Source organism: Shewanella sp. UCD-KL12 (assembly GCF_001957125.1).
Taxonomy (GTDB): Bacteria; Pseudomonadota; Gammaproteobacteria; order Enterobacterales; family Shewanellaceae; genus Shewanella.
Genome location: NZ_MPHJ01000017.1, coordinates 81545 through 94464, shown reverse-complemented (window position 1 = coordinate 94464; position 12920 = coordinate 81545). Strand labels below are relative to the sequence as shown.

13 protein-coding genes are annotated in these 12920 nt (G+C 43.9%); 10 read left to right on the top strand and 3 right to left on the bottom strand.

Going from position 1 to position 12920, the window contains the following annotated elements:
- The first annotated feature begins 4 nt into the window (after positions 1–4).
- From BM736_RS21105 to BM736_RS21085, 5 genes are all read left to right on the top strand, one after another.
- Positions 5–880 carry a DMT family transporter gene (locus BM736_RS21105; protein WP_179079092.1) on the top strand — a complete coding sequence of 292 codons (876 nt, stop codon included), beginning with the start codon at positions 5–7 and terminating at the stop codon, positions 878–880.
- Between the two features lie 169 nt (positions 881–1049).
- Complete coding sequence (locus BM736_RS21100) at positions 1050–2444, top strand: sensor histidine kinase (RefSeq protein ID WP_076415865.1); 1395 nt, start codon at positions 1050–1052, stop codon at positions 2442–2444.
- A complete protein-coding gene (locus BM736_RS21095) occupies positions 2445–3077 on the top strand; it encodes a response regulator (RefSeq protein ID WP_076415862.1) in 633 nt (210 codons plus the stop codon).
- Positions 3078–3273: 196 nt separating this feature from the next.
- The gene (locus tag BM736_RS21090; protein ID WP_076415860.1) at positions 3274–4932 is read left to right on the top strand and encodes an Ig-like domain-containing protein; all 1659 of its coding nucleotides are present in this window, start codon (positions 3274–3276) and stop codon (positions 4930–4932) included.
- 202 nt (positions 4933–5134) lie between these two features.
- Positions 5135–5326, top strand: coding sequence for a hypothetical protein (locus BM736_RS21085; RefSeq protein WP_076415858.1), 192 nt, complete (start codon positions 5135–5137; stop codon positions 5324–5326).
- A 318-nt stretch (positions 5327–5644) separates the two neighbouring features.
- Here the strand turns inward: BM736_RS21085 and degS are convergent, their stop codons facing one another.
- The 3 genes from degS to BM736_RS21070 all read right to left on the bottom strand — a co-directional run bounded on the left by degS (position 5645) and on the right by BM736_RS21070 (position 8760).
- On the bottom strand, positions 5645–6727 hold the full coding sequence (gene degS / locus BM736_RS21080) for an outer membrane-stress sensor serine endopeptidase DegS (RefSeq protein WP_076415855.1): 1083 nt from the start codon (positions 6725–6727) through the stop codon (positions 5645–5647).
- 143 nt (positions 6728–6870) lie between these two features.
- Positions 6871–8223, bottom strand: coding sequence for a Do family serine endopeptidase DegQ (degQ, locus tag BM736_RS21075; protein WP_076415852.1), 1353 nt, complete (start codon positions 8221–8223; stop codon positions 6871–6873).
- Positions 8224–8382: 159 nt separating this feature from the next.
- Positions 8383–8760, bottom strand: coding sequence for a ZapG family protein (locus BM736_RS21070; protein ID WP_076415850.1), 378 nt, complete (start codon positions 8758–8760; stop codon positions 8383–8385).
- A gap of 109 nt (positions 8761–8869) precedes the next feature.
- Between BM736_RS21070 and zapE the strand changes: the two genes are divergently transcribed.
- From zapE to BM736_RS21045, 5 genes are all read left to right on the top strand, one after another.
- Positions 8870–9976, top strand: a complete 1107-nt coding sequence (gene zapE, locus BM736_RS21065; protein WP_076415848.1) for a cell division protein ZapE — start codon at positions 8870–8872, stop codon at positions 9974–9976.
- A gap of 254 nt (positions 9977–10230) precedes the next feature.
- On the top strand, positions 10231–10662 hold the full coding sequence (rplM, locus tag BM736_RS21060) for a 50S ribosomal protein L13 (RefSeq protein WP_076415913.1): 432 nt from the start codon (positions 10231–10233) through the stop codon (positions 10660–10662).
- A 14-nt stretch (positions 10663–10676) separates the two neighbouring features.
- Positions 10677–11069, top strand: a complete 393-nt coding sequence (gene rpsI / locus BM736_RS21055; protein WP_076415846.1) for a 30S ribosomal protein S9 — start codon at positions 10677–10679, stop codon at positions 11067–11069.
- Between the two features lie 157 nt (positions 11070–11226).
- Positions 11227–11415: a DUF2065 domain-containing protein gene (locus BM736_RS21050; protein ID WP_076415844.1), complete on the top strand. Its 189-nt coding sequence runs from the start codon at positions 11227–11229 to the stop codon at positions 11413–11415.
- A 66-nt stretch (positions 11416–11481) separates the two neighbouring features.
- On the top strand, positions 11482–12777 hold the full coding sequence (locus BM736_RS21045; protein WP_076415842.1) for an adenylosuccinate synthase: 1296 nt from the start codon (positions 11482–11484) through the stop codon (positions 12775–12777).
- Positions 12778–12920 lie beyond the last annotated feature (143 nt).

Genomic DNA, 12920 nt, shown 5'->3' with positions numbered 1-12920 from the left:
GTTAATGAACCCAGCTATCTTCTCTAAAGTCCCTTTGAGTGTCCGTTTTATGCTGCTGTCGGCGCTGGCTTTCTCTTTAATGTCTGCTTGTGTCAAGCTCGTGAGCGCTCATGGTATTCCTGTATTAGAGATTATTGCTGCAAGGGCGTTGATCTCATTGGCGCTTAGCTACGTCGATGTTAAGCGCAAAGGGATCTCTATGTGGGGCAAAAATAGAAAGCTACTTTTGGCTCGAGGCGCTGTTGGGACGTTAGCACTATTTTGTGTTTACTACTCTGTGATCACTCTGCCTTTAGCTGAGGCAACCTTGCTGCAGTATCTCCATCCAATGTTTACTGCGGTATTAGCACTTATTTTTCTGGGGGAGCGGGTGCTTCACTCAACTAAGGTCTGTATTGCACTCAGTATTTTAGGGCTGTTAGTGATGGTGATGCCAGGGCTAGGCGTTGATCAACAAGCTGCACTTCCCTGGCTAAGTATCGGCATCGCTTTACTCGGAGCCTTAGGCAGCTCTATCGCCTATGTCATTGTGCGTAGACTGAGTAATGAAGAAGATACCTCGGTCATTATTCTCTACTTTCCACTCATCGCCTTGCCTTTGTCAGTTTTTCTGTTGGGCAGTAACTTTGTGATGCCAAATTTTGAAGGCTTATTATTACTGGTGTTTGTGGGCGTGTTTACTCAGATAGGCCAGGTGGGGCTGACTAAAGCTATGCAGTCTGAGTCTGCAGGGAAAGCAGCTGGGTATGCCTATGTGCAGGTGATTTTTGCTATGTTGCTTGGTTGGTTAATATTCAGTGAACTTCCCTCAATATGGAGCTGGATAGGTGGCAGTATTATCATCTTAGGTGCACTAGTTAATGTGCTGTGGAAGCGCTAGAACGTGCTGAAAAAAATAGCCTGGATGAGCTAAGCTGCAAGGATAACGCCAGCATCAGTCGACAACGAGTGAATGATAATTTTTATATCTGTGACATATGCATTTCATCAGTAACTCATATGTTGTCTAGATCAATAAGCGATTAACTCAAAAGTGGTAGTTTTCGCTCATGCCGACTTTTATCACATTTAATATTTACCTCTTTTACGGCCTCGTTTTTTTCTCGATTGGCTGTGTCGTGGTATTTCGTAATTTTAAATACAGTCAGCTATCAATATCCCCAACATTATGGGCCTTAGCGCTTTTTGGCTTTTCACATGCATTTCATGAATGGTCAGAGCTATATGTCATCTTATTTAATGATGAGATCTACTCAGGCTATGAAACCATTATTGAATGGCTAAGGTTGATCAAGTTATCACTTTCCTTTGCTGGGTTAACAGTTTTCGCTTGGCTACTTTTTGGTATTAGCGACAGGCTCAGTGCGAAATTCGGACAATTAGCGATCGCCGTGATAGTCGCTAGTTACACCTTGGGGATGTTCTTTTTCTCCAGTGGATATTACCTTCCTGCAGACACCTTCGGTGAGGCCGCTATGTATACACGTTGGTTATTGGGGTTTGGAAGCGCCTCTTTGGCAGGCATTGGTATAGCGCTTTACGGCTATGAGTTGAAACAAGGAAATCATAACTATGGGCATTACTTTATCGCGACTGGCTTAGGCTTGTTTATCTATGGTGTGCTAGCAGGACTAGTACCAACTGATTTTCACCATAGTGTGCCTGTATTAAGAACCTTAGCTGGCGGATTAATCTTAATTACCCTCTATAGGGCATTGAAAATTTTTGATATCGAAAAAGAGTTAGCGACTGAAGCAAAATTAAAGCGGGCTATTGAAGCGGATAAGTATAAGGCGATTGGTCACTTAGCCATGGGGGTTGCCCACGAGATTAATAACCCTTTGGCATCATCAACACTTGCACTGGATCTACTTGAGAGGCAATTAACTTTGCCCCATGGACAGCAGGAGGAGTACTTATCAAGAGCGCGTTTAGGCATAGGACGTGCATCCATTATTAGTAAAGAGCTACTTGCGTATGCTAGACCCGATTCAGGCCTGTTTGAGTTCGTTGATGGCAAGGAGCTAGTGAGTGGTGCTATGCAGCTTCTTAGTCATAAGGCTCACCAATATCAAGTAAAGATAAGCTGTGAGTCTGGGCTAAAGATATATGGTCAGAAAGTTAAGCTCGAAGAGCTACTAATTAACTTACTCAATAATGCGATGGATGCAAGTGAGCAGGGGGGGCTAATCGAACTCACACTCAGGAGTGATGAGGACAAGGTATACCTTCAGGTGGAAGATAGCGGTGAGGGGATGGATAAGCAGACCTTAGGGCGTGCTACTGAGCTGTTCTACTCGACAAAGCCGATTGGAAAGGGAACTGGACTCGGTTTAGCCATTTGTGAACAAATATTGAGTGCTCACCATGGAGAGATGGTGATTGATAGCAATAAAGGTAGTGGTACTCGCGTTTCAATAATAATTAGAAAAGAGGTGAGTTAAATGGTTAAGGTGCTTATTGCTGAGGACGATAACGATCTGCGGCAAAATATGGTGGATATCCTGCAGTTGGAGGGATATGAGGTGATCGGTGTCGTAAGCGCTGAGGATGCTATCTCAGCTTGTGAAAAGCAGACTTTCGACATTGCATTGTTAGATTTGGTTATGCCTGGGATGACAGGGGTTGAAGCCATATCTAACCTGAGGCAGTTAAATCCATTTTTGGCTATCATCATAGTGACTGCTTATGCCACTGTGGAGACTGCGGTAGATGCGATGAAGAAGGGCGCCGATAGCGTTATCACTAAGCCTTTTAATAGTGGCGAGCTTATCGTGAACCTCAGACGGACCCTACAGGAGAAGGAGTTACTGAAATCCAGTGGCGATATTGACCCTGATAGCGTTTATTCCGCCTTAGCAAATTCACTGAGAAGGGAAACGCTTAAACAACTCGGCAGTCATAAGAAGCTTAAGTTTATGGACCTCTGCCGCCTTGTCGGTGTTGAAGACCATACAAAGTTTAACTTCCATCTGCGACAGCTTAAAAAAGCAGGACTTGTAATGCAGAATGAGAGCAAGATCTACATTCTGACAAATACAGGTCAATTTGTTTTACAAAACCACAACCTGTCTTAGTAGTGTAAATTTAAGTAAATTAAAGGGTTAATAATATTTTGATAATAATAGTTCACAGTTTTTGACTAGCTGTGAAATCTACTTATCTATATCTTTAGAGGTAACAAGCGAATACTAAGTTCATGTCCAAAGAGACATATCAATCGCCTCCTTGCAAAGTTTGGTGATTGGAATAGCCACGATGAGGATGAACTTAATGAACGTACAAATTCCAGCTAAAAAACTACTACTCGCCAGTATGATCACTATGCTTGTCGCATGTGGTAGCGACAACGATAATGATGTTACTCCCCCACCTGCAGAAAATACGCCCCCAGTTGCTAACCCAACTGATGCAGAAGTAAAAATGGGTGGCTCGATATTAATTGATGCTCTAGCCAATGACACTGATGCAGATGGCGATACGTTATCAATTACTGAGGCAACACTTGTTAGCGGAAGTGGCACAGTATCTATTGAAGACAATAAAGTACTGTTTGAACCTACTGAGGTTGGCAATTCGATAATAAACTACGCTATCTCAGACGGAAACGGCGGGGAAGCAAGCTCAACTATCACAGTTATAGTACTTAGCAATGAGCTTGCTTATGTAGGCACTCAGACCTGCCTTGGCTGTCACAGCAATAAAGAGTCATTCCTAAAAACAGGTCACAACTTTAAGATCCAAAAAATTAATAATGGTGAGCAGCCAAGCTTCCCATATACACCTGAAGAAACGATTACGGGATCTATTGACCTACTTCAGTTTGCAGGACCCGATGGTGACGGTACGACCAATAACACTTTAGGGGCACCGACAACCTATGATGATGTAACTTATGTGGTAGGTGGTTACCATTGGAAGATGCGTTGGTTGGATGCCGATGGCTACATAGTGACTGGCACTAATGTGCAGTACAACATTCGAAATAGTGATGGTGAGCTAAATATTCCCGACAATCACCTTAACGATCCTGATGTGATGGGTAACTATAAAACGGGGGATTTTGATTACCAGTACAAGTGCGGAAATTGCCATACTACTGGCTGGAAACGTACAACGACAGATGAGGGAGATGATCGAAATCTAGATCGCCAAGATGATTTAGCGGGTATGGGCGGTACATTTGTAGCTGGTGGTGTTCAATGTGAGGCGTGTCATGGCGCTGGTAGTCAGCATGTAGAGACAATGTCTGCCGGTGATATCACCAAAGTTGCATCAGCGAGAGTGACTGAGGATTTTCTTGCCGATAACATGGGGTTCGGTAAGGCTGTGACTTGTGCTGAATGCCATACTCGTGATGGTGAGAAAGACTATCCGACTTATGTCAGTGCTTATAATCTTGCTTTCCCTGCCGGTAGCAAAGTGGGTGGACGTATTATATCCAGTGGCGGTTTATCTAAGCATCACCAAACTGGTGATGAGATCTTAGGTGTTGTCCCTGAAGATCACGGAAGCTATAAAGCTGGTGATGAAATTGGTCCTAAGAAAAATATGAGTTGTACCACCTGCCATGACTCCCACAAGTCGACCAAAAATGTTGATAGTGCCGATGGTCTACATACTGGCGCCGTGAAGGAGTGTTCTACTTGTCACGACAAAGGGTTTGAGGCTCCAGTACATGAGTTTATGGCAGAATGTACCGATTGTCATATGCCTAAACTTGCTAAAAGTGCAGTGACAAAAGAGAAAAATGGTGTGGTGTTTGGTGATGTGAAATCCCACCTGTTTACCATTGACCTCTCTGCCGATGCTAAGCAGTTCAGTGAAGATGGTAAGTTCCAAATGCCATGGTCAACAGCACAATTCTCGTGTGGTTCATGCCACAGTGATTATACAGAGAGGGCTGCTGCAATTAGCAAAATTCATAATTAATACAATCTCTCATTAACATCTCCGCTCGCCGCCCTGTTTCATCGTCAGGGCGGCTTTTTTATTATGGTTACTCCATCCCACTAGCCATACCCCTAGGTTAAAATAGTGAACGATAATTCATCTCTCTAACCAAGACATAAACAATTAGCTCTGTTAGTTTCGGTATCAGTAGGTGAGAGCTTTATGAGGTGTAGGGATACAGATGAAACGTTTAGGGTTAATGCTATTTTTTATGGCTGCAGCGATCGCTTGTTATGCTCAGGGCGCGGCAACGGGGATCGCAGTTTTTATCGGGCTTGGCGTGGTGCTAGAGCTGGGGTTTTGGTTCGGGCTTTATGATTATACCAATCAGTATAAGAAATTGATCTACTCAGAGCTATTTTGGGTAAACTAATTCAAGGCGAATAAGTGATGTAATGGTGATCCCTTATGAGGTTATTCAACGAAGAAGTAGGCAGCCCAAAAAGCTCCTATAAGGCGAGTTTTAGCGCTTCTGAATGCTGCGTTAACGAGCTTAAACGTAGAATAACTATGCTCTTTACTCGTTGCCTTGCCTCAGAAGCGCTAAACTCTCGCTGAGCGATCAAGTCTTTATACTGATTGGTATTATATGCCCAAGACAGATAAGAGAAGTAAATGACTTTTCAGCTGCAGAAAGCTGAATAAAGTCGATATAAAAAAGCCAGCGAATGCTGGCTTTTTTAATTATGTTTTACTCTTGGTTATTACTATTCTCACCAATTATGACAGGGACATCATAAGGTGTGCCCTTGCGGATAATCCGCATGCTTACCTGTTTGCCTGGAGGTGTTTCAGCGATTCTATCCATTAGCATCTCGACACCTGGAATATCTTCACCTTCATACTGAGTGATGACATCTCTTGGTTGAAGTTGAGCTTGCGCTGCAGGGCCATTAGGGTCTACATCGGTTATCACAACACCAGTAAGATCCGGCAGGTTTAATATTTGTGCCATGACAGGGCTGATAGGTTCGCCACTGATCCCGAGTGCACCACGAATGACTCGTCCATCTTTAATCAACTTACTCATAATGCTATGGGCAAGTTTGATGGGAATAGCGAAGTTTATGCCGTGGCCGCCGCCTTCACCGCCAACCTGAAATGCAGCTGTGTTTATGCCGATGAGTTGGCCACTGGTATCAATCAGTGCGCCACCAGAGTTACCAGCATTAATTGCTGCATCGGTTTGTAAGAAATCAAGATATCCAGAACTCAGCCCATTACGACCGGTTGCACTAATAATGCCTTGAGTGATGGTTTGGCCCAAGTTATAAGGATTACCAATGGCTAAGACAACATCACCAACTTGTGCTGGTACGCCTAAATTAATCGGTACGATCGGAAGGCCGTCACCTTCAATTTTCAATACGGCGAGATCGGTAACTGGATCTGAGCCTACGACTTCTGAGGTGAACTTTCTACCATCTTGCAGAGCTACCACAATCTCATCGGCTTTCTTTATCACATGGTAGTTTGTCAGGATATAGCCTTCACTACTCATGATAACCCCAGAACCAAGACCCTGGAGGGAGCCTGAGTTTAGCGGTTGATTGCGATTGACACTTAAACTGTAGATATTGACGACTGCTGGCGCTGCTCGCCTTACCGCTTTAGAAAACGACAATTCAAAGCCATTATCCCCACGTTTTTGAAAGAAGAGATCACCGTTAGTGTTATTGGTGAAAAATGGCGTAACCACCAAAAAGACGGCGGCCATGATCAGGCCAAACGTAATAGCCTTGCCGAGATATATAAATGTGTCTTTTAGTGCCATGTCAAAGAATATAAATAGAAAAGTTACGTTAGATTAACATGATTTAGTGTGAATAATCTTACAACTCACAAAGAAGAGAGAAAAACCATGAAAGTCGTTAAGGCTTTCATGGCTTCGTAATTAAAAGATGTGTGATATTCTCGTTATCTTAAGACGAGGTAAAGGCTGCTTTTACCGCGCTTGATTTTTAATGCAACAGCGCCTTGCTGATCTTCAAGTGTCAATTTTAGTGATTTAAGATCGTTTATCGAAGTGCGGTTCACGCCAACAATCAGATCGTCTTTTTGCAAACCACTGGCTGCAGCAGGAGAGTTCTGCGCGATATCGCTAATCTCAACGCCGCCTTTTTTATTCTCCAAGGCAGCGCCTGCAAGCATAGGGTGAATAGCACCCGCAGCTGTTTCAGTCGTTTGACTTGCTTCACCAAGTACTGCTGTGACTGTCTCTTTGTCGCCATCTCGGATTAAGCCAAACTCAACCTTAGCCCCAGCGCCCATCGTTGCAACTTTGGCCCGTAACTCTTGGAAGCTCTTAATACTGCGGCCATTAACGCTTGTGATGATATCGCCTGCCTGAATACCTGCTTTATCTGCTGCACTGTCAGCCATTACTTGATCGACAAAACCACCATGCTGAGTATCTAAGCCAAAGCCTTGGGCCAGTTCATTGGTAAGGTCTCGGCCTGATACACCGAGAACGCCGCGTCGAACTTCACCATGCTCGATAATCTGATCAACAAGATTGTTAACCATATTTGCAGGAATAGCGAAACCAATGCCAACATTGCCGCCGCCAGGAGCGACAATTGCAGTATTGATACCGATGAGATCGCCATTGAGGTTAACCAAGGCGCCACCTGAGTTACCGCTGTTGATGGCGGCGTCAGTCTGAATAAAGTTTTCTAGCATCTCAATGCCTAGACCACTACGGCCCATGGCACTGACAATACCTGAGGTTACTGTTTGGCCTAGGCCGAATGGGTTACCGATAGCAACAGCAAAGTCACCGACTCTTAACTCATCTGAGTCTGCACGCTTGACGGCCACAAGTTTGTCGGCTTTTATCTGCAGTAGGGCGATATCTGACTCGGCATCGGTACCAATTAGCTTAGCTTCAACTTCTCGACCATCGTGCAAGCCAATCAGAATTTCATCTGCACCATCAATCACATGGTTATTGGTGACGATATAGCCCTCATCAGCATCAATAATAACGCCCGAACCTAAGCCTCTAAAAGGGCGCTCCTGGACCTGCTCTTGTGGAGCATTGGGGCCAAAGAAGTAACGAAAGGCATCGGGTAATTTCTGTTTTGATACATGCGTACCTGAAACCGCTACGGCGACAACTGCGGGTGTTGTGCGCTCAAGCATAGGTGCAAGGCTTGGCACAGATTGTCCATCAACAGCAATAGGTATCGCTGCATGTGACAGATTCGGTGCCAAGGATAGTGAAGCTGTAAGTAGGGCTGCAGAAAGTAGGCTTAATTTGGTTTTCATCTATTTAACGCTCCAAAATCGGATTCATTGGGACCACTAACTAGATATAGGGATATATTCGTCTATATCAAGGCTATCACCAATAGGTATAGCAAGTGAGCTTTTGTTATTGAATCCGACAAGGCGCTAAAGATGAAAGTTCATCTTTATTAACAAAGGTTAATTCTTTTGGTCAACAATGATGACACTTTCACTCTCGAGGGTATCAATTGCAATAGAAGGGGTAACCTCTGTATCAGTGTCAGAAGCATTTAGTGTCGCTAGCGGCTTAACTTTACTTTTTGGGGCGAGTGTAGATGCTGCATCATTCCACTGCTTATTCATCTTGCTGAGCTGCTCAGTGACCTCGGTAAGTTGCTTATGGTGAACTTCAAAATGATCGGTCACCTCCTGCTTGTGCTGGCTTAGCTCAAGTTTTGTCTGCTCAAGCGCTTTCCCTTTGTGAGAAGCATCTTGATTTCGAGAGATAACAGTTCTCCCCACATAGCCTAAAACAATACCTAGAATAAACGTCGCAAAAACTAACGGCCATCCCATAAAAACTCCTTAAACCTCGAAAACGTAAAAAATAGAACAAAGATTCATAGCTGATCTTCGGCATGATACCATCAAGCTGTGATTTTAAGGATAAAAGAGATAATTTTACGTGTCCCAGCTAACACCATGGCAGCATTATCAGCAAGATTTGACTCGAGATGAGTTTTCACATGACCCAGCCCAAGAGCAAGCTGTAAAAAGTTTACAGCGGGTATTTGACGAAATTCAGCTTATAAATAGTAACCCAAGTACCATCAAGAAGTTGTTTTCTTTGTTAGGCGCAAAGCAGCAGTCGGTACAGGGCTTATACCTGTGGGGAGGAGTCGGTCGTGGAAAAACCTATCTTATGGATACCTTCTATGATGCCCTGCCAGGTGATAAGAAGCTTAGAGCTCACTTTCACCGTTTTATGCATCAGGTGCACCTCGACCTTGATAAGCTAAAAGGCCAAAGGGATCCATTAGAGATCATTGCTAAACAGATGGCTGAAAAGTACCAAGTGATCTGCTTTGATGAGTTCTTTGTTTCTGATATTACCGATGCGATGCTGTTAGGCACTCTATTCCAATCTCTATTTAAAGAGGGGGTAGCGCTGGTTGCGACTTCAAATATCATTCCCGATGAACTGTATCGGAATGGTTTACAGCGTGCGCGTTTTTTACCTGCAATTGCCCTTATAAATAAGCACTGTCAGATTTTGAATGTTGATTCAGGCATCGATTACCGCCTACGAACTCTTGAGCAAGCTGAGATTTATCACTTTCCTCTCGATGCCCAAGCCGACACGAATTTACTCAGCTATTTTGATAAGTTGGCCCCTGAGTCAGAAGTCAGCACTGGTGCAATAGACATAGATGGGCGAGACATTGATATCAGAAAGCAGGCACAAGGTGTCTTGCTCGTGGATTTTCTGGCCCTATGCGACGGCCCAAGAAGCCAACGGGACTATATGGAGTTAGCTTGCTTGTACCACACTGTATTACTCAGTGGTGTGAAGCAGATGGGCGACAGTCAAACCGGTGATGATATTGCGAGGCGCTTTTTGGCCATGGTTGACGAATTTTATGAGCGCAATGTCAAACTGATTATTTCGGCAGAAGTATCCCTTGAAGATATCTATACCCAAGGGCTACTTAGTTTTGAGTTTAGACGTTGCCGCTCAAGGCTTACAGAGATGCAGTCTCATGATTATTTAGCCCTAGAGCACTTGCCATAGTCAGTGCGATAAAGCGGATTATAGCTACGGATAGTGAGATAATTGAAAACTCTCTTTATTTAGATCAAAAATTAGGTGATTTTTAGCTCAGCTTTGTCTATAATCCGCCACCTGCCCTCGTTACTCCATCAATTAGATGGAAGTTGTAAAGCCTAATTCTTTGCTCGAAGGGGCGGGGAACGGCACTATTTGTGTTTTTACCAATAATGGTAATGACATGTGAGACAGAATTTTTAACATTGGGTTTTTGTAAAATGAAGACTACTTTTACTGCTACACCAGAGACAGTCACTCGCGAGTGGTTTGTCGTCGATGCCGAAGGTAAAACTTTGGGTCGTATCGCTACTGAAATTGCTTCACGTCTACGTGGTAAGCACAAGCCAGAGTATACGCCTCATGTCGATACTGGCGACTACATCATCGTTATCAACGCTGAGAAAGTTGCTGTGACTGGTAATAAAGCAAAAGGCAAAGTGTACTACTCGCATTCGGGTTTCATCGGTGGCATCAAGCAGATCACCTTTGAAAAGCTGCAAGATCATAAGCCTGAAATGATTATCGAGAAAGCAGTTAAGGGAATGTTACCTAAAGGACCTTTAGGTCGTGCCATGTTCCGTAAGCTTAAAGTTTACGCTGGTACAGAACATAACCACGCTGCACAACAACCTCAAGTTCTTGATATCTAAACGGGATTAAGCTAATGGCTGCAACTCAGTACTACGGCACAGGCCGTCGAAAAACATCTACTGCACGCGTATTCGCGAAAGCAGGATCTGGCAACATCGTTGTTAATCAACTTCCACTAGATCAGTATTTTGGTCGTGAAACTGCTCGTATGGTTGTTCGTCAACCTCTAGAGCTAGTTGAAATGACTGAAAAACTAGACATCTATGTAACTGTAAAGGGCGGTGGTATCACTGGCCAAGCAGGTGCAATCCGTCACGGTATTACCCGTGCACTGATGGAGCTTGATGAAGCTCTACGTCCATCTCTACGTGCTGCTGGTTTCGTTACCCGTGATGCTCGTAAAGTTGAGCGTAAGAAAGTTGGTCTACGTAAAGCACGTCGTAAGCCACAATTCTCAAAGCGTTAATTTTTCGCTTCCGAGAGTTCAAAAAACCCAGCTTTTGCTGGGTTTTTTATTGCCTAAAATTCATGTCAACATTGAGAAGTTACCCATCGAAGCTGCTATTTGTTAATCTAAACTTAATCGCTGGCGCTTCACTGTACGTTATTCGGAATTCTAAATTATGTCTCTACAGCTAATCATGCTTGCCTTGGGAATAGTGCTCATTATTGAAGGAATTGGTCCACTTTTATTTCCTAATCGTTGGAGAGCATACTTAAAAGAAATTTCGAATCAAAATCAGCAACTTCTGCAACGTTTAGGTGGTGCTTTAGTAACCGCTGGCATCGTTTTATTGATTATTTTTTCATAAAATACTTGCCTAAAGCCCCTATAGATCTGCTAAAATCCCGTTTTAACCACTACCGTGCAGCAAATAATGGGCAAAAACGTCGTAGTTCTCGGCACCCAATGGGGTGACGAAGGAAAGGGTAAGATAGTCGATCTACTTACCGAACAGGCAAAATATGTCGTTCGATATCAAGGTGGCCACAATGCGGGTCATACTTTAGTTATCGATGGTGACAAAACCGTTCTTCATCTTATTCCATCAGGGATCTTACGTGATAATGTAAAATGCATTATCGGTAATGGCGTGGTGCTAGCACCTGACGCTCTGATGACTGAGATCAACATGCTTAAAGAGCGTGGAGTTCCTGTAGAGGAGCGTCTACTTATCTCTGAAGCGTGTCCACTCATCCTACCATTCCATTGTGCTCTAGATGTTGCCCGTGAAAAAGCGCGCGGTAATAATGCTATCGGTACGACGGGTCGTGGTATTGGTCCAGCGTATGAAGACAAGGTTTCGCGCCGTGGTCTTCGTGTTGGTGACCTGTTTGATGCAGAGCTATTCGCAGAGAAGCTTAAAGAAGTGATGGCTTATCACAACTTTATGCTAACTGAGTATTACAAGTGTGAAGCAGTGTCTTATGAAGAGACATTGAAAGATGCACTTGCAATCGCTGACTACCTAAAGAGCATGTGTACTGATGTTACTGAGATGCTTGATGCAGCTCGTAAAGCTGGTGAGCCTATTCTGTTTGAAGGTGCTCAGGGTACATTGCTTGATATTGACCATGGTACTTATCCATTCGTAACTTCGTCTAACACTACTGCAGGTGGTGTTGCTACGGGTTCTGGATTTGGTCCTCGTCATCTTGACTATGTGTTAGGAATTATGAAGGCGTACACGACTCGTGTAGGAGCTGGACCATTCCCAACTGAACTGAACGATGAAATTGGTGACTACTTAGGTACTAAAGGTCATGAATTTGGAGCGACTACTGGTCGTAAACGTCGTCCAGGTTGGTTAGACGTAGTTGCAATGAAGCGTGCAGTTCAGATTAACAGCGTAAGCGGTTTCTGCCTGACTAAGCTAGATGTACTAGATGGTCTTAAAGAAGTTAAGATCTGTGTTGGTTACGAGTACCCTGATGGGTCTGTAGCGACAGTAACGCCACTTGCAGCTGAAGGCTACGAGCAAGTTACACCAGTACTAGAAACTATGCCTGGTTGGAGCGAAAACACCTTCGGCGCAACTTCTGTAGACCAGCTGCCACAAGCAGCGTTAAACTACATTAAGCGTCTTGAAGAGTTGTTAGAAACGCCAATTGATATTATCTCTACGGGTCCCGATAGAAACGAGACCATGATTCTAGTGAATCCGTTTAGCTAATAAAAAGAGGCCGCTTCAAGCGGCCTTTTTATTGGCCACTTAATGAATATGGATGGCTTAATCGCTAATTCAGGCAGCACTCAAGAAATACGTTATACTGCCGATGACCTATTATGTAGGTAAATAGGCAAGTAATGATGAGA